The sequence below is a fragment of the Rhodanobacter ginsenosidimutans genome (assembly GCF_042655685.1).
GTDB classification, from domain to species: Bacteria; Pseudomonadota; Gammaproteobacteria; order Xanthomonadales; family Rhodanobacteraceae; genus Rhodanobacter; species Rhodanobacter ginsenosidimutans.
Map to the genome: position 1 here is coordinate 18894 of NZ_JBHSMM010000003.1, position 23214 is coordinate 42107.

At 67.8% G+C, this 23214-nt stretch carries 18 protein-coding genes; 14 read left to right on the plus strand and 4 right to left on the minus strand.

The annotated features are described in order from the left end of the window. Window positions 1-3 precede the first annotated feature (3 nt). Window positions 4-915 carry a mechanosensitive ion channel family protein gene (locus ACFPK0_RS12750; protein ID WP_377341252.1) on the plus strand — a complete coding sequence of 304 codons (912 nt, stop codon included), beginning with the start codon at window positions 4-6 and terminating at the stop codon, window positions 913-915. A 52-nt stretch (window positions 916-967) separates the two neighbouring features. Beyond that, window positions 968-2740: a dihydrolipoyl dehydrogenase gene (lpdA, locus tag ACFPK0_RS12755; protein WP_377341253.1), complete on the plus strand. Its 1773-nt coding sequence runs from the start codon at window positions 968-970 to the stop codon at window positions 2738-2740. 56 nt (window positions 2741-2796) lie between these two features. Here the strand turns inward: lpdA and dinB are convergent, their stop codons facing one another. After that, window positions 2797-3933, minus strand: a complete 1137-nt coding sequence (gene dinB / locus ACFPK0_RS12760; protein WP_082520277.1) for a DNA polymerase IV — start codon at window positions 3931-3933, stop codon at window positions 2797-2799. A gap of 136 nt (window positions 3934-4069) precedes the next feature. Between dinB and ACFPK0_RS12765 the strand changes: the two genes are divergently transcribed. Continuing rightward, entirely contained in the window at window positions 4070-5398 is a 1329-nt protein-coding gene (locus tag ACFPK0_RS12765; protein ID WP_056084736.1) for an APC family permease, read from the plus strand. A 142-nt stretch (window positions 5399-5540) separates the two neighbouring features. Next, a complete protein-coding gene (locus tag ACFPK0_RS12770; RefSeq protein WP_377341254.1) occupies window positions 5541-7664 on the plus strand; it encodes a beta-agarase in 2124 nt (707 codons plus the stop codon). Window positions 7665-7708: 44 nt separating this feature from the next. Here the strand turns inward: ACFPK0_RS12770 and ACFPK0_RS12775 are convergent, their stop codons facing one another. The 3 genes from ACFPK0_RS12775 to ACFPK0_RS12785 are packed head-to-tail and all read right to left on the minus strand — an operon-like array spanning window position 7709 to window position 9506. Then, window positions 7709-8116 (minus strand): hypothetical protein, encoded by a 408-nt coding sequence (locus tag ACFPK0_RS12775; protein ID WP_056607802.1) that lies wholly within the window; start codon window positions 8114-8116, stop codon window positions 7709-7711. Continuing rightward, window positions 8113-8583, minus strand: coding sequence for an Mpo1 family 2-hydroxy fatty acid dioxygenase (locus ACFPK0_RS12780; protein WP_377341255.1), 471 nt, complete (start codon window positions 8581-8583; stop codon window positions 8113-8115). Before ACFPK0_RS12780 ends, ACFPK0_RS12775 begins: the two co-directional genes overlap by 4 nt. A 26-nt stretch (window positions 8584-8609) precedes the next feature. Then, a complete protein-coding gene (locus ACFPK0_RS12785; RefSeq protein WP_056607798.1) occupies window positions 8610-9506 on the minus strand; it encodes a phosphoribosylaminoimidazolesuccinocarboxamide synthase in 897 nt (298 codons plus the stop codon). A gap of 150 nt (window positions 9507-9656) precedes the next feature. Here ACFPK0_RS12785 and ACFPK0_RS12790 point away from each other — a divergent pair, with 150 nt between their 5' ends. The 10 genes from ACFPK0_RS12790 to ACFPK0_RS12835 all read left to right on the plus strand — a co-directional run bounded on the left by ACFPK0_RS12790 (window position 9657) and on the right by ACFPK0_RS12835 (window position 23202). Then, window positions 9657-9968 (plus strand): c-type cytochrome, encoded by a 312-nt coding sequence (locus tag ACFPK0_RS12790; protein WP_377341256.1) that lies wholly within the window; start codon window positions 9657-9659, stop codon window positions 9966-9968. Beyond that, window positions 9965-10771: a co-chaperone DjlA gene (gene djlA / locus ACFPK0_RS12795; RefSeq protein ID WP_056607793.1), complete on the plus strand. Its 807-nt coding sequence runs from the start codon at window positions 9965-9967 to the stop codon at window positions 10769-10771. Before ACFPK0_RS12790 ends, djlA begins: the two co-directional genes overlap by 4 nt. Before the next feature lie 150 nt (window positions 10772-10921). Beyond that, window positions 10922-11599, plus strand: a complete 678-nt coding sequence (gene rpe / locus ACFPK0_RS12800; protein WP_056607785.1) for a ribulose-phosphate 3-epimerase — start codon at window positions 10922-10924, stop codon at window positions 11597-11599. A 666-nt stretch (window positions 11600-12265) separates the two neighbouring features. Beyond that, window positions 12266-12955 (plus strand): proteobacterial dedicated sortase system response regulator, encoded by a 690-nt coding sequence (gene pdsR, locus ACFPK0_RS12805; RefSeq protein ID WP_056607784.1) that lies wholly within the window; start codon window positions 12266-12268, stop codon window positions 12953-12955. Window positions 12956-12969: 14 nt separating this feature from the next. After that, the gene (locus tag ACFPK0_RS12810) at window positions 12970-13551 is read left to right on the plus strand and encodes a hypothetical protein (protein ID WP_377341484.1); all 582 of its coding nucleotides are present in this window, start codon (window positions 12970-12972) and stop codon (window positions 13549-13551) included. A gap of 32 nt (window positions 13552-13583) precedes the next feature. Further along, complete coding sequence (locus tag ACFPK0_RS12815; RefSeq protein ID WP_377341257.1) at window positions 13584-15608, plus strand: ATP-binding protein; 2025 nt, start codon at window positions 13584-13586, stop codon at window positions 15606-15608. Window positions 15609-15681: 73 nt separating this feature from the next. Continuing rightward, window positions 15682-17193 (plus strand): anthranilate synthase component I, encoded by a 1512-nt coding sequence (trpE, locus tag ACFPK0_RS12820; protein ID WP_377341259.1) that lies wholly within the window; start codon window positions 15682-15684, stop codon window positions 17191-17193. A 65-nt stretch (window positions 17194-17258) separates the two neighbouring features. Continuing rightward, on the plus strand, window positions 17259-19925 hold the full coding sequence (locus ACFPK0_RS12825) for a glycoside hydrolase family 3 C-terminal domain-containing protein (RefSeq protein ID WP_377341261.1): 2667 nt from the start codon (window positions 17259-17261) through the stop codon (window positions 19923-19925). Window positions 19926-19972: 47 nt separating this feature from the next. Beyond that, window positions 19973-22060, plus strand: a complete 2088-nt coding sequence (locus ACFPK0_RS12830) for an alpha-N-arabinofuranosidase (RefSeq protein ID WP_377341263.1) — start codon at window positions 19973-19975, stop codon at window positions 22058-22060. After that, window positions 22057-23202: an alpha/beta hydrolase gene (locus ACFPK0_RS12835; RefSeq protein ID WP_377341265.1), complete on the plus strand. Its 1146-nt coding sequence runs from the start codon at window positions 22057-22059 to the stop codon at window positions 23200-23202. Before ACFPK0_RS12830 ends, ACFPK0_RS12835 begins: the two co-directional genes overlap by 4 nt. The last annotated feature ends 12 nt before the right edge of the window (window positions 23203-23214 follow it).

The window sequence follows — 23214 nt, forward strand, 5'->3', positions numbered from 1 at the left end:
CGCATGCTGCTGGCGGCGGCACTGATTCCCGCGGAGCCCGCAGCTACGCCGGTCAGCGAGTGGTTGAGTCGCCCGCTGTTCCACGGCGGCGGCTTTGATCTGACCGTCGGCTCGCTGGCGGCGGCGGTGCTGCTGTTCTGTCTGTGCGTATTGCTGTCGATGCTGGTGCGGCAGTTGCTGCGCCGTTATGCGCGCCGCTACGAGCACGTCAACCTGTCGTCCATCTACGTGTTCGGCCGCTTGATGCACTACCTGTTGCTGCTGGTCGGCGTGTTGCTGGCGCTGAATGCCAGTGGCATCCCGATCGCCCGCTTCACCGTGTTTGCCGGCGCGCTGGGTGTGGGCCTGGGCTTTGGCCTGCAGGCCATCTTCAACAACTTCGTCTGCGGCGTGGTGCTGCTGTTCGACCGCAGCCTCAAGGTGGGCGACTTCGTCGACCTGGCTTCCGGCGTGCACGGCCGCGTGCGCGACATCCATATCCGCGCCACCCGCATCACCACCAACGACGACATCGATGTCCTGGTGCCGAACTCCGAATTCGTGAACGGTCGCGTGGTCAACTGGACCGTGCGCGAGGGCTTCCGGCGCCTGAAGGTTCCGTTCCACGTGGCCTACGCCAGCGACAAGGAAACCGTGCGGCAAGCCGCGCTCCAGGCGGTGCGCGAAGTGAAGTTCACGCTGGACGCCGAGGGCGACAAGGCGCCGCAGGTGCGACTGGTGGCTTTCGGCGAATGGGCGCTGCAGTTCGAGCTGGTGGTGTGGCTGAATGCCGATGCCACCCGCCGACCCGGCGCCGCGCTGGCCGCCTACAACTGGGCGCTGCATGATGCCTTGCTGGCGCATGGCATAACGATTCCCCTGCCGCAGCGCGACGTGCAGTTGCGCCGGCCCCAACGCGCTATCCCTGTCTCCTGAATCCCGTGGCCGGCGGCCACAACCGCCGGCCCGCAACTCCCGAGGAAAAACCATGGCCAACACCATCGAAGTAAAAGTTCCCGATATCGGCCACGACAACGTGCCGGTGATCGAGGTGCTGGTGAAAGCCGGCGACACCGTGGAAAAGGAACAGAGCCTGATCACGCTGGAGTCGGACAAGGCGACCATGGAGGTTCCCTCCAGTGCCGCGGGTGTGGTCAAGGAGTTGAAGCTGAAGGTGGGCGACGAGGTTTCGGAAGGCGCGGTGATCGTTGTGCTGGAGGTCGCCGGCGATGCCGCGGCGGCCGCCCCGGCACCGCCGCCCAAGGTCGAGGCGCCGAAGGCCGCTGCGCCCGCCCCGACACCTGCCGCCTCGCCGGCGCCGACTGCCGCAGGCGCGTCCGGTCGCACGCCCGACGTCGAATGCAAGCTGGTCGTGCTCGGCTCCGGCCCCGGCGGCTACACCGCGGCGTTCCGCGCCGCCGACCTGGGCGTCGACACCGTGCTGGTGGAGCGCTATGCCAGCCTGGGCGGTGTCTGCCTCAACGTGGGCTGCATCCCGTCCAAGGCGCTGCTGCATGCCGCCGCCGTGATCGATGAAGCCGAGGCGATGGCTGCCCATGGCGTGAGTTTTGGTGCACCGAAACTCGATCTCGACAAGCTGCGCGGTTTCAAGGAAAAGGTGGTCGGCCAGCTCACCGGCGGCCTGGCCGGCATGGCCAAGGCGCGCAAGGTGCGCACCGTGCAGGGCACCGGTACCTTCGTTTCGCCGAACGAACTGGAAGTCCAGACGAACGACGGCGTGAAGCTGATCCGTTTCGAGAACGCCATCATCGCCGCCGGCTCGCAGTCGGTGAAGCTGGGCATGTTCCCGTGGGACGACGAGCGCATCCTCGACTCGACCCGCGCGCTGGAAATGAAGGACGTGCCGAAGAAGCTGCTGGTCGTCGGCGGCGGCATCATCGGCCTGGAAATGGCCACGGTGTATGCGGCGCTGGGCAGCGAAGTGACCGTGGTCGAGTTCATGGACCAGATCATCCCGGGCGCCGATGCCGACCTGATCAAGCCGCTGGCCAAGCGCCTCGGCAGCCGGCTCAAGGGCATCCACCTGAAGACCAAGGTGGTCAGCGCCAAGGCCACCAAAAAAGGCATCGAGGTCGGTTACGAGGGCGAAAGCATTCCCGAAACCACGCTGTTCGATCGCGTGCTGGTGTCGGTGGGCCGCTCGCCCAATGGCGGCAAGATCGGCGCGGAAAAGGCCGGCGTCGCGGTGACCGATCGCGGCTTCATCAACGTCGACACGCAGATGCGCACCAACGTGCCGCACATCTTCGCCATCGGCGACCTGGTCGGCCAGCCGATGCTGGCACACAAGGCCACCCACGAGGCGCACGTGGCGGCCGAAGTGGTGGCCGGGCTGAAGAGTCATTTCGATGCGCGGGTGATCCCGTCGGTGGCGTTCACCAACCCGGAAATCGCCTGGGTCGGCGTGACCGAACGCGAGGCGAAGGAGAAGGGCCTGAAGATCGGCGTGGGCAAGTTCCCGTGGGCGGCCTCGGGCCGCGCCATCGGCATCGACCGCACCGAGGGCTTCACCAAGCTGATCTTCGACGAGGAGACCCATCGCATTGTCGGTGGCGGCATCGTCGGCGTGAACGCGGGCGACCTGATTTCCGAACTGGCGCTGGCGATCGAGATGGGCAGCGAAGCGGCCGACATCGCCCTCACCATCCACCCGCATCCCACCCTGGGCGAGTCGGTGGGGATGGCGGCCGAAATCTACGAAGGCACCATCACCGACCTGTACATCCCGAAGAAGAAGTGACCCTCGACAGGCTGTAGGAGCGCACCGTGTGCGCGAATGCTCCTGTAGGAGCGGCTTCAGCCGCGATGCTTCTCATTCGAAGCCATCGCGACTGAAGTCGCTCCCACAAACAGATCGCCCTGCATCGCCTCGTCCTCCGCTGCGATAAAGCCGGACAAGCCCACGCCGACCAGTCGATAGCGGTGATCCGCTGACTGGTCCACACGATCACGCAGCGCACAGGCGATATCGGCCAGCGCGTGGGCCGATGACGGGTGTGTCGACGGCGTCAGGCTGCGGGTGAGGGTGCGGAAATCCGAGGTCTTGAGTTTCAGCACCACGGTGCGCGCCACCCGGCGGTGCTCGCCGGTGCCGTGCTGGCGCAGGTGACCGGCCCAGGCTTTTTCGGCCAGGCGGCGGATGTGCGGTTCGATCTCGTCCAGCGGCAAATCATGCTCGAAGGTGTCTTCGGCGGAAATCTGCAGGGTGGGGCGTTCGGACTGCACCGCGTGGTTGTCGATACCGCGCGCCAGTTCATGCAGGCGGCGGCCCCAGCGACCGAAGCGGCCCTCCAATTCGGCCAGCGCATGCGCCCGCAGCGCACCCACGGTATCAATGCCCAGCGCCGCCAGCTTCGCCTCCATCACCTTGCCCACCCCGGGCAGCCGGCCGACGGGCAGCGGGGTGAGAAACGCTTCGACCTGGTGCGGGCGGATGACACAGAGGCCGTCGGGCTTGTTCCAGTCCGAGGCGATCTTGGCCAGGAACTTGTTCGGCGCCACGCCGGCCGATGCGGTCAGCGCCGTCTCGGCGCGGATCGCCGCCCGGATCGCCTCGGCGGTGGCGGTGGCCGAGGGCAAGTCGGTTTTCGGGTGGGTGACGTCCAGGTAGGCCTCGTCCAGCGACAACGGCTCGATCAGGTCGGTGTGCCGCGAAAAGATCTCGCGGATCTGCCGCGACACCGCCTTGTAGCGCACGAAATCCGGCGGCACGAAGATCAGCTGCGGGCACAAGCGCTCGGCCCGCATCGCCGGCATCGCCGAGCGCACGCCGAACACGCGCGCCTCATAGCTGGCCGCGCACACCACCGAGCGCGCGCCACGCCAGGCCACCGCCACCGGCTGGCCGCGCAATGACGGATCGTCGCGCTGCTCCACCGACGCGTAGAACGCGTCCATGTCGATGTGCAGGATTTTTCGTGGAGGGACGGACACGCGGGCAACCGGAATACCAATGCCCGGATTCTAGAACCCGCCACGGTCACCATGTGTCAGCAGTGATGCGGATGGCCGACTCCGCGGTACGAATGGGGCTGGTCGAAACCACCCGCACAATGGCAAGGTGGCGGCCATGACGACCCAACCTGCCGCCTATGCCCGCCGCCTGAACAGTTGGGACGCGGCGATGATCGTGATCGGCGGCGTCATCGGCGCCGGCATCTTCCTCACGCCGTCCACGGTGGCGCGCAACACGGGCTCGGGTACCGAGGTGTTGATCCTGTGGACGGTCGGCGGCTTGCTGACCCTGGCCGGCGTGCTGTGTTACGCCGAGCTGGGCGCGCGGCGGCCCCAGGCGGGCGGCATCTATGTCTATCTGCGCGAGGCGTTCGGGCTGCTGCCGGCGTTCCTGTTCGGCTGGACGATGGCGCTGATCAACTACCCCGGCAGCGTGGCGGCGGTGGCCACCATGTTCGCCCGTTACCTGTGCGCGGCGATCGGCTTGCCGCTGCTGTATGCGTCGCCGGTGGCGGTGGGGGCGATCGTGTTCATCGTGGGCGTCAACCTGTTCGGCATCCGTGCCGGTGCGCTGATCCAGAATACGTTCACCGTGTTGAAGCTGGCCGCATTGGCCTTGCTGGTGGTGGCAGGGTTGATCCTGGCCGACGGCAATTTCGGCCTGGCGCTTTCGACCGACAGCGCGCATCCGGTGTCGTCGTGGGCTTTCGCAGGCGCGCTGCTGCCCGTGCTTTTCAGCTACGGCGGCTTCCATTACCTGAACGATCTGGCGGGTGAGGTGCGCGATCCGCAACGCACCTTGCCACGCGCGCTGGGTCTGGGCATGGGTGGGGTGGTGATCTGCTACGTGCTGGCCAACCTGGCCTATCTGGGCGGCCTGGGTCATGCGGGCCTGGCCGCCAGCGAGGCGCCGGCGGCGGACCTGATGGCGAAGCTGTTCGGCCCGCACGGCGCCACCGTGATCGCGGCGGGCATCGCCTGTTCCACCTTCGGTTACTGCAGCATCGCGATCGCCGGCGGTGCCCGCGTGCTGCAGACGATGGGCGCCGACGGCATGTTCTTTCGCGCGGCCGGGCGCATCGATGCGCGCACCCGGGCGCCGCAGATCGCATTGCTGGCGCTGGGCGCGTGGGCGATCGTGCTGACGCTGTCGGGCAGTTTCAACCAGTTGCTCAACTACACCACGGTGGGCGAGTGGCTGGGCCACGTGTTCGGCATCGCCACGCTGTTCTGGTACCGCAAGCATTTCATCGACGAGCCGGCGCCGTACCGGGTGCCGTTCTATCCGCTGCTGCCGCTGGTGTTCGTGATCACCGTGTTCGGCGTGATCGTGGCCTCGGCGATCAACCGCCCCGGCGACGCGGGCATGAGCCTGCTGATCATCGCGCTGGGCGTGCCGGTGTATTACGGCTGGCGCTGGCTGGAAGGTCGCAAGGCGGGTTGAATGCGGCGCTGAGATCGGCACTCGGTGGGCAACCGATGCGGTGGCCGTGCCGTTGCCTGGCGACCGCGCGTTGCGCGCACCGCGATGGCTGCGCTTCACCTTCGCGCGCCATACTCGACGTTTCGATCGAGACGGCGGAGCCATGAAGCGAATCGTCCTCGCCGGTTGCCTGGGCCTGTTGTGCGGCTGCCACGCGCAGGCGTCGATGACGCCGATCGATCTGGCCGCGCCCGCCGCGAAGGCACGTGTCACGCTGGAGCGTGTGCACCGCGATGGCGCGCCACAGACGATCGACGGTTTCACCCTGCAGCGCTTCACCTTCGAGGCGGCCGCTTCGCCGGCATTGACGGTGACGTCGGCGAACGCGTTGGCTGACGGCGACGAACTGCTGGTGCAGGTGCAGAACGCGATGCCGTGGGCGGTCACGCTGACCATCGACATCGGCGGGGCGAACCCCGATCAGCACCTGCACGCGCAGGTGGGTTTGCCGGCCGGACCGCCGCAGACGCTGGTGATCCCGTTGCACGCGACAAGTCCGCGCCAGATGGGCATGCAGGTCGCGCCACCGATGCCGTTCGACGATCACGGCCGCCCCATCCTGCTTGCCACCACGATGGAAGGTCGGCTCGAACCGCGCACGGTGCACACGCTGCGCTTCGGGGTGCCGGCGCCGCAGGCGGAGCAGACGTTGCTGTTTGGGCGCGTCGAGGCGGTTTCCGGGCAGGCGCTGCAGCGTGAAGCCTATACCGGCATCGTCGATCGTTATGGCCAGGCCGCGCGCGGCCAGTGGCCGGGGAAGATCACGTCCGACGCCGCCTTGCGTGCCGCGCATGCCAGCGAACGAGTGGCACTCGACAAGGCAAAAATGCGCGTCGGTCAGGACGAGTACGGCGGACGTCTGGACGTCCAAAACCTGACAAAAACCGGTTGGTTTCATACGCAAAAGGCGAATGGACGCTGGCACCTGGTGACACCCACAGGCCATGCGTTCTTCTCGCTGGGCGTCAACGCGGTAGCTGCCGATGGTGGGCGCAGTTATGTCGAAGGCCGCGAGTTCATGTTCACCGGGTTGCCGCCGCGCGATGGCGAGTGGGCCGCGTTCTACGGCACGGGCGACAATCGCAGCGCGGAGCAGGGCGCCAGCCAGGGTATCGGCTACAACCACGGGCGCTGGTTCGATTTCTACGCGGCCAACCTGTATCGCGTCGATGGCACGGGCTGGCTGGCCGCATGGCGTACGCGCACGCTGCAGCGGTTGCAGGCCTGGGGCTTCAACACCCTGGGCGACTGGAGCGACCCGGCGCTGGGACAGGCGCATCGCCTGCCGTACACGCGCTCGATCAACATCGCCGGCGCTTACGCCAATGTCGCCAGCGGGCTGGATTACTGGGGCCGCATGCCCGATCCGTTCGATCCGCGATTCGTGCAGGCGACCGATGCCGCCGTGATCAAGGCCAGCACCGGCGTGCGCGACGACCCATGGCTGCTGGGCTATTTCGCCGACAACGAACTGGCCTGGGCCGGCGCGGGTGCCCAGGGGCGCTGGGGTCTGGCGCAGGGCACGCTGGCGGGCGATGCGGCCAGTCCCGCCAAGCGGGCGTTCATCGCCGCGCTGCGCAAGAAATACGTGGCGCCCGAAACGCTGGCCAATGCCTGGGGCATCGCGCTGACCTCATGGAGCGCGCTCGACGCCACCGGTTTTGCGGCGCCGCTGCCGAGCGCGGCGCATCCGGCCATCGCCGACGACTATCGGGCGTGGTTGCGGCAGTACGCGGACGCCTATTTCCGCACCGTGGCGGAGGCCATCCACCGGCACGATCCGCACCACCTGTTCCTGGGCGGCCGCTTCGCGGTGAACACGCCGGAAGCGGTGGCGGCCTGCGCCCGCTATTGCGACGTGGTCAGCTTCAACGTCTACGCCGACCTGCCGCAACACGGCTTCGACGCCGCCGCGATGCGCGCGCTGGACAAGCCGGTGCTGATTAGCGAATTCCACTTCGGCTCCGACGACCGCGGGCCGTTCGGCAAGGGCGTGGTCTCGGTGGCGAACGAGGCGCAACGCGGCCCGGCCTATGCGCGCTTCCTGGCGGCCGCCGCCGATGATCCGCAGATCGTGGGCGCGCACTGGTTCCAGTATCTGGATCAGCCGGTGACCGGTCGCCTGCTCGATGGCGAGAACAGCCACGTGGGCCTGGTCGGCATCACCGACATCCCGTTTGGCGGGTTTGTCGATGCGGTGCGCGAGGCGAATCGCCGACAGCGATGATGTCCGACTCGGTTCCTCCCTGCATCGCAAGGGAGGGAGCAGAACTACGCCAGGCTGGTCGCCACGCCGAAGCTGATCGCCATGATCGCCGCCACCGCCATGCAGGCGCTGCCGGGGCGGATGCGGCGGGCGTCGATGCGCGGCACCAGCCGCCACAGCAGCACGGTGCCGATCAGCATGTCCAGCACCAGCGCCCAGCGCAGCAACCCGGAGGTCAGCAGGGCGCCATACGGCGGCTGCAGGTGTCCCTCGTAGGCGGCCACGCCCACCACCAGCAGCATGCCGAGCATGGTCCAGACCAGGCAGGCCAGGTAGATACGGTTGAACACCACGGCGCAGCGTTCGGTCCAGCGCAGCACCGACCAGCCGATGAGCGCGAACACCAGCGCCGCCATGCTGCTGTAGAGCACCCACCACAGCAGGCTGCTGATCACGGTAAGAAAGGTGGTCATGTGATCTGCTTGAACCCCAGTTTGCGCAGCAGCTTCGCCATCAGCCATGCAGGGCCGATCAGCAGGTAGGAAAGATCGGTGAGGAAGCTGGGCCGGCGCCCTTCGTACTGGTGGCCGATGAATTGGCCGATCCACGCCACCACGAACACGGCGATCGCCACGTAGCACAACATCGTGGCGCCCAGCCGGTAGTACAGCAGGTTGGTAAACAGCCCCAGCACGGCGAACGCCAGCAGCAACCCCAGCGCCAGCCGATGCGAGCGCTTCCAGTACCAGTAGAACGCCAGCACCATCACCAGCACCGACCAGGCGCCCGGCCGCGCGAACGACGCCGGCACGGGGATCGTCCACAACAGCGCGATCACCGACCACACGATCGGCGGCACGCACAGCCAGTGGAAAACCTGATTGGTGGGGTTCTGGTGATCCCGGCTGTAGCTGTCGAGCCAATCCTGCATGGTGCGCATGGGGATCTCCGGAGCGTGGTTGCCGATCAGTCGAGCCGGATGCCGGCCAGCTTGTGCAGCGCCTCGCCGTATTTCGCGGCGGTGCGGGCGATCACCTCGTCGGGGATCACCGGACCGGGCGCGGTCTTGTTCCAGTCCTGCGTTTCCAGCCAGTCGCGCACGAACTGCTTGTCGTAGCTGGGCGGGCTGATGCCCACGCGGTATTCGTCGGCGGGCCAGAAGCGCGAGGAGTCGGGCGTCAGCATCTCGTCCATCACGTACAGCTTGCCGCTGGCATCGGTGCCGAATTCCAGCTTGGTGTCGGCGATGATGATGCCGCGCTCGGCCGCATAGGCCGCTGCCCAGCGGTAGATTGCCAGCGTGGCCTCGCGCACCTTGCCGGCCAGCTCGGCGCCCACCGCGTCCACCATCACTTCGTAGCTGACGTTCTGGTCGTGGTCGCCCACGGCGGCCTTGGTCGACGGGGTGAAGATCGGTTCGGGCAGTTGCTGTGCCTGCTGCAGTCCGGCCGGCAAGGTGATGCCGCACAGCGCGCCCGTGGCGCGGTAATCCTTCCAGCCGGAGCCGATCAGGTAGCCGCGGGCGATCGCCTCCACCGGCACCGGCTTCAGCCGCCGCGTCACCACCGCGCGCTTTTCGTACAGCGCCAGGTCGGTGCCGGGCGGCAGTACCTCGGCCAGCGGCACGTCGAGCAGGTGGTTGGGTACCAGGTGCGCGGTCTTGGCGAACCAGAAGTTGGAGATCTGGGTCAGCATCTCGCCCTTGCCCGGGATCGGGTTGGGCAGCACCACGTCGAAGGCCGAGAGCCGGTCGGTCGCCACCATCAGCAAGCGGTCGTCGGACAGCGCGTAGACGTCGCGCACCTTGCCACGGTGAATCAATTCCAGGCCGGGCAGGTTCGATTGCAGCAAGGTGGTGGGCACGACGGCGGTTCCGCTGGGGGAGAGACGCCCATTCTAACGGCTGCGGCCGGGCGGCCGGAAATGCGGCATCGGCGCACACGGCGTCCGGTCCGCGCGGCGGGTTGCGGGTGCACTGCTAGAATTGTCGACCTTTAGCCCCATGTGTTGCCGATGCGAATTTCATTGCTCGCGGGACTGTGCCTTGTCGCCGCTTCCACGCTTTGCGCCCAGACCGTGCCGCGCCCCGCGCGCCTGGGCTTGTGCGCGGCCTGCCACGGCGCCAATGGCGAAGCCACCATGCCCGGTGCGCCGAACCTGGCCGGCCAGCGGCTCGACTACCTGCGCGACGCGCTGGCGCAGTATCGCGACGGCCGCCGCGACGTACCGGTGATGCGCACCGCCATCGGCGCCGTCAGCGCCGCCGACCTCGACGCGCTGGCGCGCTGGTACAGCGCACAGTCGCCCAAGCAGGCGCAGCCATGAGTTACTCGTATACCTTGTGGTTCACGTTCTTCGGCCTGCTGATCGGGCACGGCGCCGGCGCGATCACCGGCGCCATCATCGGCTTCATCTTCGACAACCTGCGCCACAGCCAGCGCAAGCGCGCCACGCCGGAGGCGGGTGGTTTCGTGGGTCCGCTGTTCACCCTGCTGGGCGCGGTGGCGAAATCCGATGGCCGCGTGTCGGAGGCGGAAATCGCCATCGCCGAGCGTCTGATGAGCCGCATGGGCCTGGGCGCCGAGCAGCGCAAGCAGGCGGCCACCAGTTTCAATGTGGGCAAGCAGCCGGAGTTCGACGTCACCCACACCATCAACGAGTTGCGCCAGTGGGTGGGTATGCGCCGCGACCACGCGTTCCCGGTGCTGGATGTGGTGATCGAGACCGTGCTGGCCGAAGGCAACCCGCCGCCGGAGAAGATGGCCATCCTGCGCCAGCTGGCGTTCGCGCTGCGCATCAGCGACATGGAGCTGATGGCGCTGATGGCGATGAAAGGCTACGCCTGGAACGCCGGCCCCGGCCGACGCGGCCATGGTCCGGGTGCGGGTCCGGGCGGCTACGTGCCGCCACAACGCTCCAGCCAGGGCCCCGACCCGTATACCGTGTTGGGCGTCGACCGCAACGCCGACGATCGCGCGATCAAGCGCGCCTACCGCAAGCTGATTTCCGAACACCATCCCGACCGCCTGGGTGACCTGCCCGACGACATGCGCAAGCGCGCCGAATCGCGCGCCAGCGAGATCAACGCGGCGTACGACCGGATCAAGGAAGCGCGCGGGTTCAAGTGACGGGAATGGGGAATAGGGAATCGGTTGAGGCGCTTGGCCGTGACGTGCCGGCTGGATACATCGGTTTCAGAGCATCATGATTACCGTATTCCTCACGGACCTCGTGAACTTCCCATTCCCGATTCCCCATTCCCGATTCCCGGCCCCCAAATGACCAAGCAAGCCCCGATCATCGCCCCCTCCATCCTCGCCGCCGATTTCGCGCGCCTGGGCGAGGACACCGCCGCCGCGCTGGCGGCCGGTGCGGATTGGGTGCATTTCGACGTGATGGACAACCATTACGTGCCCAACCTCACCATGGGGCCGATGGTGCTGGGCGCGCTGCGCAAGTACGGCATCACCGCACCGATCGACGTGCACCTGATGGTCAAGCCGGTGGACCGCATCGTGCCGGACTTCGCCAAGGCCGGTGCCAGCCTGATCAGCTTCCACCCCGAAGCCAGCGAGCACATCGATCGCACGCTGGGGCTGATCAGGGATTCGGGCTGCCAGGCCGGCCTGGTGTTCAACCCGGCCACGCCGCTGGACCATCTCGATTACGTGATGGACAAGCTCGACATGATCCTCATCATGTCGGTCAACCCGGGCTTCGGCGGGCAGAAATTCATCCCCACCGCGCTGGAGAAACTGCGCCAGGTGCGCCAGCGCATCGACGCCAGCGGCCACGCGATCCGGCTGGAGATCGACGGCGGCGTCACGGCACAGAATATCGGGGCCATCGCGGCCGCTGGCGCCGACACCTTCGTGGCCGGCTCGGCGATCTTCCACGCCGGCGATTACCGCGCCGAGATCGCCGCGATGCGCGAAGCCATCGCCCAGGCTCGCTGAGCCCCGAGCCGCCGAGCCACGCATAAAAATCCCGGCCAGCAGGGACTGGCCGGGAGAAACGTCATCGTCGACGTGTGAGTCACCACTCGATTGACCCGCCGACCGGTGCCGCCGCTGCAGAGAGGGATCAGCGACGACCTCGGTGTCCACGGCAATGGCATGACGAAGCCAATCCCCTGTTCTGACCCGGGCAAACCGGGTTGGTTCCCGAGCCAACACGGCGGATTTGTTCAGGTTTCCGCCGCTGACGCATTCGTGTCGCCGTCAGTACGCGCCCAGCAGGAAGCCCAGCAGCAACGCGCCGAGGGCCAGCGTGACGCGCAAGGGTTCGAAGCTGCGCAGCTCGGCGTTGGGGTCCACGTTCAATCGATCGGAAGCAGGCATGGCGTTCACGGGGTTGGGGGTACACGACGAATTTGAACGGTTCGTGGGGTGGGATTACTGTCCGAAGCAGGCAATTCGGCGGCAGATATCTGGCGATACCGGGGCAGCGGCGTTGCCGGGCCCTCGGCGTCCATCGCGCTGAAGTCGGTCGATGCTCCCTCAAAATTGGCCCCGCAAGGCAATCCCGGGTGTTGCCCATGGCAAAACGCGGGCGTCGCGTCGCCGCGCCTTGCGTGGCGGCAGCGCGCATAGCACGCTGCACGCTCCACACGGGAGCCAGCCATGGGTCGCAGCATTGCCATCGTCGAGGACGAGCCGTCCATTCGCGCCAACTACGTCGAGGCGTTGAACCGTTTCGGCTACGACGCCCGCGGTTACGCCTCGCGCCAGGAGGCCTCCAGCGCATTCGCGATGCGGCTGCCGGAGTTGGTGATCATCGATATCGGCCTGGGTGACGAGCCGGAAGGCGGCTTCGACCTGTGCCGCGAGTTGCGGGCGAAGTCGGCCACCTTGCCGCTGATTTTCCTCACCGCGCGCGATTCGGATTTCGACGTGATCTCCGGCCTGCGCCTGGGCGCCGACGACTACCTCAGCAAGGACACCAGCCTGCATCAACTGGCCGCACGCATCGCGGCGCTGTTCCGGCGCATCGCGTCGTTGCAGGCGCCGGCGTCCAGCGAGACGGTGATCGAGCATGGGCCGCTGAAGCTGGAATCCGAGCGCATGCGCATCACCTGGAACGATGCCGAGGTGCCGCTGACCGTCACCGAATTCTGGATGGTGCACACGCTGATCCGCTTCCCCGGCCACGTGAAAAACCGCGACCAGTTGATGCGCGAGGCGGAACTGGTCGTGGACGACGCCACCATCACCTCGCACATCAAGCGCATCCGCAAGAAATTCATCGCGGTGGCGCCGGAGTTCGACGCGATCGAAACCGTGCACGGCGTGGGTTACCGGTGGAAGCCGTGATGCCACGCATGTGGATGGTCCTTGCGCTGCTGTTCTTTGTGGGCACGGCTGCTGCCGCGACGCCGGCGGATGACACGCTGGCGCACGGTGCCCGCGATGGCGCGGCGCCGGCGTGGTCGATCGCCGTGGCCACACCGACCGGCTGGACCCGCGACTGCTGCCTGTACGCCCGCGCGATCGGCGTCGATGCCGTGCTCTACCAGGGCGAATGGACCGGCAAGCCACAGCGCGTGATGGTGCTCAATGTGTGGCCGCAGAAACTGCCCACGATGGCGGCGGAAATGGCGGCCGACCACAAGCGCTACCTGCAGCTCGATCCCGCCGGCAAGGTGTCCAGCTTCGCCGTGCGGCACCGGACCATGAGCTGCGAGGCCACGGTCTACCAGGGCAGCGACCACATCGACGATGTGCTGGTGTTTTGCGACCCGGGCAAGGCCAGCGGGGTTCGTCTCAGCTGGTCGATGACGGTGAACGACAACGACCCGCAGCGGCGCGCCCTGCTCGATGATTTCATGCGGGTGGTGGTGGCCACCCGCTATCACCGTGACCACGAAGCGCACATACCGGCGCGTGCGGCGGGCCCGCGTGGTGGCTGAACGGTCATGCCGTTGATGTGGGCGGCTGGCGCATGACGCTGCGCCGCAAACTGCTGCTGGTGGCGTTGTGCACGCTGGCCTTGCCGGTGGCCGGCTGGCAGTACGCGCGGCAGATGGAATCGCTGCTGCGCGAAGGCCAGGCGCAGGCCTTGCTGGCCTCGGCACGGGCGGTGGCGCGCAGCCTGGCTGTCACCGGCGCGGTACAGGCGCAAGGCGACGCGGGCTGGTACGTGCAGACCGCGGTCAACCCGATCACCGTGGATGGTTACGCCGACGACTGGGCGCCGCTGACGCCGTGGCGTCAGCCGCTCAATCCCCGTCGCGGGACCGACGGCAGTCTGTTGCTGGCGCGCGATGGTGACGGCTTGTACCTGTACGCGCAGGTCAGCGACACCCAGCGCACGCGCGCCGACGCAGGCGACGCGAACGCGTTGGCCGCCGATCACCTGATCCTCGCGCTGGCCAACGACGCCGGGCAACAACGCTATCTGCTGGCCAGCGCGGCGCCGGGTGCCGTCGTGGCCCAACTGCTCGATCCGCCGGTGCCCGGGTTGCCCGACCAGCTTGCGGCGCAATGGCAGGAGGACGGCAGCGGCTTCCGGGTGGAACTGCGCCTGCCGGCCACGCTGCCGTTGCGCGGGCTGGGCGTGGGTGTCTACGTCGCCGCCACCGGTGGCGACCGCATGGCGGCCCCGGTGCGACCGTTGCTGGGCTACTCGGAGGCGCTGTCGGCCGAACTGGCGCAGCTGGCGCCGGACCGCGTGCAGGCACGCGTGTTGGCACCGGGCGGCTGGTTGCTGGCACGCAGCGGTGGGCTGAATACCCGCCCCGGCGTGGATGCCCAGCCCGGCTGGTTCGCCTCGCTGGTCTATCGCTCGCTGCTGGCAGCGCGGCTGGAAGACGCCGATCTGTGGTCGCAGGACGTGCCGCGGCTGGCAACCGGCGAAGTGGCCACCGCGGCCTCGGGCCATCCCGCCAGCGTCTGGCGCGCCGGCGAGGAGCGCGGCAGCGTGGTGTTGTCGGCAGCCGTGCCGATCGTTCGCGATGGCCGGATCGACGGCGTGTTGCTGCTGGAACAGGCCAGTCGCGCGGTGCCGCTGCTGGCCAATCGCGCCTTGCTGGGCCTGTTGCTGACCAGCGTCGGCGTGCTGCTGCTGGCCGGCGCGATCCTGCTGGCCTTCGCCACCCGCCTCAGTGTGCGCCTGGCGCGCTTGCGCAATGCGGCCGAACGGGCGCAGTTGAACGATGGACGGCTGGATGGCCAAACCCGGCGGATCACCTTCCCGATGAGCGACGCGCCCGACGAGATCGGCGACCTGGCGCGCAGCTTCGAGAAACTGTTCGACGTGGTCGGTGGCTACACCGATTACCTGCGCACGCTGGCGTCGAAGCTGTCGCACGAGTTGAACACGCCGCTGGCCATCGTGAAGTCCTCGCTGGACAACCTCGAACATGCCCAGCTCCCCGCCGAGGCGCAGCCTTACCTGGCCCGCGCCCGCGATGGCGCGGCACGTCTCGGTGCGCTGGTGCGCGCCATGGGTGAGGCCAGCCGCATGGAACGCGCGATCGCCGCTGCCGAGGCGGAGGATGTGGACCTGCGCGATGTAGTGCGCGGTTGCGCCGATGCCTACCGCGCGCTGGCCGGCACGCGCCGCCTCGATTGCGTGCTGCCGGAGTCACCGCTGCCCATGCACTGCGCGCCCGAGCTGATTGCCCAGGCGCTGGACAAACTGTTCGACAACGCGCTGTCGTTCACCCCGGAAGATGGCTGGCTGCGGCTCAGCCTGCGCCCGCTCGATGACGGCGCCGAGATCGAGCTGGCCAACCAGGGCGCGCCGTTACCGGCGGCGATGCAGGGCCGTCTGTTCGACTCGCTGGTGAGCCTGCGCGACAAGGCCGTCCCCGGCGACGCGCCGCATCTCGGTCTGGGCCTGTACGTGGTGCGGCTGGTGGCCGAGCGCCACGGCGGCAGCGCCAGCGCGCGCAATCTCGACGACGGCAGCGGCGTGGCCTTCAGCCTGCGGCTGCGGCACATGCCGCGGCAGCGGCTGGCTTGAGATCGCTCCTCCCTCCGTTGCAGGGGAGGGAGCGAAAGGCCCGATTCGCGGGATGTTTGCGACTGCCCCTACAATGGCCGTTCCCCGTTTGGCCATCCGGATCATCCACGTGATTTCCCGAGACGAGTTCGACGCGCTGGCTGCCCAAGGGCATACGCGCATACCGCTGGTGCGCGAGGTGTTTTCGGACCTCGACACGCCGCTGTCGGTGTACCTGAAACTGGCCGATGGCCCGTACACCTTCCTGTTCGAATCGGTCGAGGGCGGCGCCACCTGGGGACGCTATTCGATCATCGGCCTGCCGGCGAAGCGTGTGTACCGCCTGCGCGGCCACGAGCTGGAAGTGGAGGATTCGGGTGAGGTCACCGAACGTCGCCACCTCGATGACCCGCTGGGCGAGATCGAGAAACTGCGCGCGCAGTACGACGTGCCGCGGCTGCCGCAGCTGCCCGCGTTCTCCGGTGGCCTGGTCGGCTATTTCGGCTTCGAGACGATCGGCTACATCGAGCCCCGGCTGGCCCGGTGGGACCGCGCCGACGAGCTGGGCACGCCCGACGTGCTGCTGATGCTGGCCGAGGAAGTGGCCGTGTTCGACAACCTCAAGGGCCGGCTGTACCTGATCGTGCACGCCGATCCATCGCAGCCGCAGGCCTATGCCGAGGCGCAGCGCCGGCTCGACGCACTGGTCTACCGGCTGCGCCAGGGCGGCGCCTCGTACCCGCAGCTGGCGCAGTCGGTGGCGCTGGACGAGGGCGATTTCAAATCCTCGTTCACCCGCGAGGAGTTCGAGGCGATGGTGGAGAAGGCGAAGGAATACATCCGCGCCGGCGACATCTTCCAGGTGGTGCCGTCGCAGCGGCTCAGCATCGGTTTCAATGCGCGGCCGGTGGACGTCTATCGCGCGCTGCGTGCGTTGAATCCCTCGCCGTACATGTATTTCGTGGACCTGGGCGCCACCCAGATCGTGGGCTCCTCGCCGGAGATCCTGGCGCGGCTGAAGGACGGCAAGGTGCTGGTGCGCCCGCTGGCCGGCACGCGCAAGCGCGGCGCCACCGAGGAGGAGGACCGGGCGCTGGAAGCCGAACTGCTGGCCGACCCGAAGGAGCGCGCCGAACACGTGATGCTGATCGACCTTGGCCGCAACGACATCGGCCGCATCAGCGAAACCGGCAGCGTGGAAGTCAGCGACTCGTTCGCGATCGAACGCTACTCGCACGTGATGCACATCGTGTCGCAAGTGCAGGGCACCGCGCGCGCCGGCCTCAGCTACATGGACGTGCTGAAAGCCACGTTCCCCGCCGGCACGCTCAGCGGCGCGCCGAAGATCCGCGCGCTGGAAATCATCCAGGAGCTGGAGCCGTACAAGCGCAACATCTACGCTGGCGCGATCGGCTGGATCGGCTGGTGGGGCGATGCCGACACCGCCATCGCCATCCGCACGGCGGTGATCCAGGACGGCCGCCTGCACGTGCAGGCCGGCGCCGGTATCGTCTACGACTCCGATCCCGCCGCCGAGTGGGAGGAAACGATGAACAAGGGCCGCGCGCTGTTCCGCGCCGTGGCGCAGGCGGCGAAGGGTCTGTAAGGCCACATATCGAACGCGAAACATGGCAGTCACTGACTGCGCAAACCATCGAAGGGGAGCCAAGCATGCGTATCTGGACAGGAATCTCGGCCGTCGTCGCATTGGCGGCACTGGCTCCACTCACGGTGGCGGCACAAGCGGCACCTGCCGCCAGCCAGACCGCCACCGACGCGGCCACCGCGAAGGCCGAGGCGCTGGTAGCGCGGATGACGCTGGCCGAGAAACTGCCGCAGCTGCTCAACGTGGCGCCGGCCATCCCGCGGCTGGGCATCCCGCGCTACAACTGGTGGACCGAATCGCTGCACGGCGCGCTGGGCACGCTGCCCACCACCAACTTCCCCGAGCCGATCGGCCTGGGTGCCAGCTTCGATGCGCCGCTGGTCAAGCGCGTTGCCGCAGCGATCAGCACCGAAGTGCGCGGGCTGCACACGCTGGCACGCCAGACGGGACGTCTGGGCCGCATCGGCACCGGGCTCGACACCTGGTCGCCCAACCTCAACATCTTCCGCGACCCGCGCTGGGGCCGTGGCCAGGAAACCTATGGCGAGGACCCGTTCCTCACCGCGCGCATGGGCGTTGCCTTCGTCGAAGGCATGCAGGGGCCGAATCCAGATCGTCCCGAGGTTATCGCCACGCCCAAGCATTTCGCCGTGCACAACGGGCCCGAGTCGACCCGCCATGAAGCCAACGTTTTCGTGTCGAAGCACGACCTGGTCGACACCTACCTGCCGGCGTTCCGCGCCGCGATCACCGAGGCCAAGGCCGGTTCGGTGATGTGCGCCTACAACCGCATCGACGGCCAGCCTGCCTGCGCCAACGACATGCTGTTGAAGCATTACCTGCGCGGCGCGTGGGGTTTCACCGGCTACGTGGTGTCCGACTGCGATGCGGTGAAGGACATCAGCGACCACCACCACTACGCGCCCGATGGCGCCGCCGCCGTCGCCGCCGCGGTGCGGGCGGGGGTCGACAACGAATGCAACGGCGCGACCTTGTCCGATACCGCGGGGCTGGAGGATCGCTACAGCGAAGCGCTGCAGCGTGACCTGATCTCGGTGGCCGACATCGACCGCGCGCTGGTGCGCCTGTTCGCGGCACGCTACCGCGTGGGCGACCTGGCCGGCCTGCCCGGCACGGCGCCGGCGGTGCCGCCGTCGGCCATCGGCAGCGCGGCGAACAGCCAGCTGGCGCTGGACGCCGCGCAAAAGACCCTGGTGCTGCTGAAGAACGACGGCGTGCTGCCGCTCAAGGCCGGCGTGAAAGTGGCGGTGATCGGCCCGCTGGGCGACGCCACGCGCGTGCTGCGCGGCAACTATTCGTCGCCGCTCAGCGGCACACCGGTTTCGGTGCTGGACGGCCTGCGGCAGGTGCTGGCCGCAGGCCAGGTGACCCTGGTGCCATTCGGTCCATCGATCACCGATGGTGACCGCGTGCCCACCGCCGTGCTGCAAACGCCCGATGGCAAGCCCGGGCTGCTGGCGCGCTACTACAACCCGGTGACGCCGCCGCCGGCCAAGTTCGACGCCGCCGACATGGCCAAGCAACTCGCCGCCATCCGCTACCAGGCCAAGCCGGTGGTCAGCCGCATCGAACCTGACGTGGGGCAGCGCGATCTCGACCTGGCCAAGGTCAACCACCATCACCGCACCGTGTGGACCGGTTTCCTGGTGCCGCCGGAAAGCGGCACCTATCGGCTTGGCCTGTCCGGCACCCGTGGAACGATGTCGTTCAATGGCGCTGCCTTCGTCGACCGCACCCACTCCGCGTGGAATGACCTGGCGACGATGAAGACAGTGACCCTCGAGCGCGGCCACCGCTATCCGATCACCGTCGAGGTGACCGGTCACGTCGACCTGGCGTGGAAGCGCATCTCTACCACGCCGGAGGCCGATCTCGATCGTGCTGCGGCGCAGGCCGACGTGCTGGTGGCCGTGGTCGGCCTCACCTCCGACCTCGAGGCCGAGGAAACCGGCGTCTCCGTGCCCGGCTTCGCCGGCGGCGACAAGACCACGCTGGACCTGCCGGCCGACCAGATCGCGATGCTGAAGCGGGCCAAGGCCACCGGCAAGCCGTTGGTCGTGGTGGCCATGAACGGCAGCCCGATCGACCTGGCGTGGAGCAAGCAGAACGCCGCGGCGATTCTCGAAGCGTGGTATCCGGGCCAGTCCGGCGGCCTGGCCATCGCCAACGTGCTCAGCGGCAAGACCGATCCGGGCGGCCGCCTGCCGCTGACCTTCTACCGCAGCGTGGCCGACCTGCCGCCGTTCGGCGATTACCGCATGGAAGGCCGTACCTACCGCTACTTCAAGGGCGAGCCGGTCTACCCGTTCGGCTTCGGCCTCAGCTATACCGAGTTCACCTACGGGCCGCTTCAGGTGACACCCGCCGCTGGTGGCGCCGCCAACGGCCTGCACGTGTCCACCGTGGTGACCAACGCCGGCCAGCGCGAAGGCGGTGACGTGGCACAGCTTTACCTGCGCTTCCCGAATATTCCGGGCGCACCGCAGGTGGCGTTGCGCGGCTTCCAGCGCGTGGCGTTGAAACCAGGCGAAACGCGCACCGTCAGCTTCGACCTCTCGCCACGCGACCTCAGCGCGGTCACCGCCGACGGCCAGCGCGAGGTGATGCAGGGCGATTACACCGTCAGCGTGGGTTCGGGCCAGCCCGACACCGGCGTGGCGACGCGCGAGGCGCGTTTCTCGGTGGATCGGGCGGTGGTGATGCCCGACTGACAACGGCCGCGGCGCGGCGCTGACAACACATCGAAGGGGAAGGGATGATGCGGAAGTTTCGAATCGGGATGCTGTTTGCGGCCTGCGCGGTCGCCATGCTGCCACTCGGCGCCGCCGCTGCCGAGGCGGCGGCCGTGCAGGCACAGATCCATGTCGATCGGCAGCACCAGCCGGTGTCGCGTTACGAGTACGGCATGTTCATCGAGCCGATCGGCAGCCTGGTGGCGCGCTCCTTGTGGGCCGAAATGCTCGACGACCGCAAGTTCTATTTCCCCGTGGTGGATGCCGCGCACGATCCCGTGCAGCCGCCGAGACTCGACGGCCCGCCGCTGCCGCCGCTGCGCAAGTGGCGGCCGATCGGCGACGTCGCGGCGGTGACGATGGCCAGCGACCATCCCTACGTCGGCGCGCAGGACGTGGTGGTGACGCTGGATGGCTCGCACGTCCGCGGCATCGGCCAGAGCGGCCTCGGCGTGGCCAAGGGCAAGTCCTACGACGGCCATATCGTTTTCAGCGGCACGCCGGATGCGGTCGTCTCGGTCACGCTGGCGTGGGGCGATGGCGCCCGCCAGCAGCAGACGGTGAAGCTGCCTGCGGCGACCTCGTCGTGGCAGACGGTGCCGCTGCATTACGTGGCCGGTCGCCGGACGGATGATGCGAAGTTCACCATCACCGGCACCGGTACGGGCCACTTCCGCGTCGGCGTGGTGTCGCTGATGCCGGCGGACAACATCGACGGCTGGCGCGCCGATACGGTGGCGATCCTGAAGACGCTCAACTCCGGATTCTGGCGGCTGCCCGGCGGCAATTTCCTGTCGAACTGGGACTGGCACGAGGCGATCGGCCCGCGCGACCTGCGCCCGCCGATGTACGACCGGGCTTGGGGTGCGATGCAGGCCAACGACTTCGGCATGGACGAGTGGATGACGCTCACCCGGCTGATCGGCGTCGAGCCCTACGTGACCGTCAACGCCGGGCTGGGCGACGCCCATTCGGCGGCGGACGAGGTGGAATACCTCAATGGCCCGGCGAGCAGCGAATGGGGCGCCAAGCGTGCCGCCAACGGCCACCCCGAACCCTACGGCGTGCGCTACTGGAACATCGGTAACGAGCCGTATGGCTGGTGGCAGATCGGCCGCACCACGCTCGACTACTTCATGCAGAAGCACAACCGCTTTGCGGCGGCGATGCGCGCAGTCGACCCGTCGATCATCCTGATCGGATCGGGCGCCATGCCCGACCAACTGCATCCGCGCGAGGCCAAGGAGAACGCTTCGCTGGCCAGCATCCAGCACAAGTTCGGCACCGAGGAAGACTGGACCGGCGGCCTGCTGCGCGAGGCCTGGGGCAACTTCGACGGCATCAGCGAGCACTGGTACGACCGCGTCGAACAGCGCCCCGACGCGCCGCCCGCCGACGAGCTGCTGGAGTTCGCCCGCGCGCCGTCCAACCAGGTGCGCATGAAGGCCGAGGAGTGGCGCATCTACCAGCAGCGCTTCCCGAAGATGAAGGCGGCGAACACCTTCCTGTCGATCGACGAGTACGCGTACATCGGCGCCAAGCCGAACCTGAAGCTGTCGCTGGCCTACTCGATGGTGATGCAGGAAATGCTGCGCCATTCCGATTTCCTGCGCATGGCCGCGTTCACCACGGGCTCGTCCACGATGGACATCACGCCCACCGCGTCCACCCTCAACGCCACCGGCATGGTGTTCAAGCTTTATGGCGAGCACTTCGGCGAAGGCATGATCCCGCTCGATCTCAGCGGCAACGCGCCGCAGCCCGATCCGAAATACCCGGTGGGCTTCGACCACCCCAAGGTCAACGCGGGCAGCCCCACCTATCCGCTGGACATGGTCGCCGCGCTGACACCCGACCGCCGCACGCTGACCATTGCCGTGGTCAACGCCACGCACAAGCCGCAGCCGGTATCGATCACGATCGACGGCGCCCGCACCATCGGCAAGGGCACCCTGTGGCGCCTGAGCGGCGCCAGCCTGGCCGCGGAAAACAAGGTCGGTGCGGCGCCTGGCGTGACGATCAAGCAATCGGCTGTGCCCGCGCTGGGTACGAAGCTGGTGGTGCCGGCGATCTCCACCGCGATCTACGAATTTCCGCTGGAGGGTGACCGATGATCGACCATGCCATGGGCCAGACCCACTGCCGTGACCGGCACGCCGCGCGCGCGAACCCCTCCGGAGGCATCAGGCGAGTGCTTGCCCTGGCTGGCGCGGCGCTGGTATCGCTGGCGTTCTGGGGCACACCGGTACAGGCGCAGGCACCGAACAACAGCCCGCCGGCCGTGGCCGGGGCGAAGGCGGTGACGGTCGAGCACATCAAGGTGCACGGCGCCTCGCTGGAGGGCAACCTGGAGCACGAGTCCGCCGATCGCGATGTGCTGGTGGTGCTGCCGCCCGACTACGCCAGCCATCCGGATCGCCACTATCCGGTGGTCTATGCGCTGCACGGCTATTCGATCGGCGCCGAGCAGTGGACCAAGGAAATCCACGTTCCGCAGACCATCGAAAACGCGTTCGCCAAGGGCGCGCGCCCGATGATCGTGGTGCTGCCCGATTCGAAGACGGTCTTTGGCGGCTCGATGTATTCGGGCTCGCCCACCGTGGGCGATTTCGAGACCTTCATCCAGCATGACCTGATCGCCTACATCGACGCCCACTACCGCACGCTGCCCGATCGCCTGAGCCGCGGCCTGGTCGGCCATTCCATGGGCGGCTACGGCGCCACGCGCATCGGCATGAAGCACCCCGACGTGTTCGGCGCGCTGTACATCATGAGTCCGTGCTGCCTGTCGCCACGCACCGGCGACCAGCTCGACGCCAAGGCGCTGGCGTCGCTGGAATCGCTCAAATCCGCCGCCGACGCCGTCGACCTGCCGTTCATGGCGCGTGCCACGCTGGCCACCGCCGCGGCGTGGTCGCCCGACCCGGCCAGGCCGCCGTTCTATTTCGACCTGCCCACCAGGAACGGGGAACTGCAGCCGGACGTGCTGGCCAAATGGACGGCCAATGCGCCGCTGGTTTTCATCGACCAGTACATCGGCAACCTGCGTCGCTATGGCGCGATCGCCATCGACGTGGGCGACCAGGACGGGCTGCGCTTCGACGCGCGCAAGCTGCACGAGGTGCTCGACAGCTACGGCATCAGCAACAGCTTCAACATCTATCCCGGCACCCACGTCAGCAACGTGGCCTTCCGCTTCCAGGACGAGGTGCTGCCGTTCTTCAGCAAGCATCTGAGGTTCGAGGCCGCGCCGTAATCGACCCGACAG

Bases quoted from the DNA above. Each gene is read 5' to 3' on its own strand.
- ACFPK0_RS12750 (WP_377341252.1), top strand. From the start codon at position 4: ATGCTGCTGGCGGCGGCACTGATTCCCGCGGAGCCCGCAGCTACGCCG.
- lpdA (WP_377341253.1), top strand. From the start codon at position 968: ATGGCCAACACCATCGAAGTAAAAGTTCCCGATATCGGCCACGACAAC.
- ACFPK0_RS12765 (WP_056084736.1), top strand. From the start codon at position 4,070: ATGACGACCCAACCTGCCGCCTATGCCCGCCGCCTGAACAGTTGGGAC.
- ACFPK0_RS12770 (WP_377341254.1), top strand. From the start codon at position 5,541: ATGAAGCGAATCGTCCTCGCCGGTTGCCTGGGCCTGTTGTGCGGCTGC.
- ACFPK0_RS12775 (WP_056607802.1), bottom strand. From the start codon at position 8,116: ATGACCACCTTTCTTACCGTGATCAGCAGCCTGCTGTGGTGGGTGCTC.
- ACFPK0_RS12780 (WP_377341255.1), bottom strand. From the start codon at position 8,583: ATGCGCACCATGCAGGATTGGCTCGACAGCTACAGCCGGGATCACCAG.
- ACFPK0_RS12790 (WP_377341256.1), top strand. From the start codon at position 9,657: ATGCGAATTTCATTGCTCGCGGGACTGTGCCTTGTCGCCGCTTCCACG.
- djlA (WP_056607793.1), top strand. From the start codon at position 9,965: ATGAGTTACTCGTATACCTTGTGGTTCACGTTCTTCGGCCTGCTGATC.
- rpe (WP_056607785.1), top strand. From the start codon at position 10,922: ATGACCAAGCAAGCCCCGATCATCGCCCCCTCCATCCTCGCCGCCGAT.
- pdsR (WP_056607784.1), top strand. From the start codon at position 12,266: ATGGGTCGCAGCATTGCCATCGTCGAGGACGAGCCGTCCATTCGCGCC.
- ACFPK0_RS12810 (WP_377341484.1), top strand. From the start codon at position 12,970: ATGGTCCTTGCGCTGCTGTTCTTTGTGGGCACGGCTGCTGCCGCGACG.
- ACFPK0_RS12815 (WP_377341257.1), top strand. From the start codon at position 13,584: ATGACGCTGCGCCGCAAACTGCTGCTGGTGGCGTTGTGCACGCTGGCC.
- trpE (WP_377341259.1), top strand. From the start codon at position 15,682: ATGGCCGTTCCCCGTTTGGCCATCCGGATCATCCACGTGATTTCCCGA.
- ACFPK0_RS12825 (WP_377341261.1), top strand. From the start codon at position 17,259: ATGCGTATCTGGACAGGAATCTCGGCCGTCGTCGCATTGGCGGCACTG.
- ACFPK0_RS12830 (WP_377341263.1), top strand. From the start codon at position 19,973: ATGCGGAAGTTTCGAATCGGGATGCTGTTTGCGGCCTGCGCGGTCGCC.
- ACFPK0_RS12835 (WP_377341265.1), top strand. From the start codon at position 22,057: ATGATCGACCATGCCATGGGCCAGACCCACTGCCGTGACCGGCACGCC.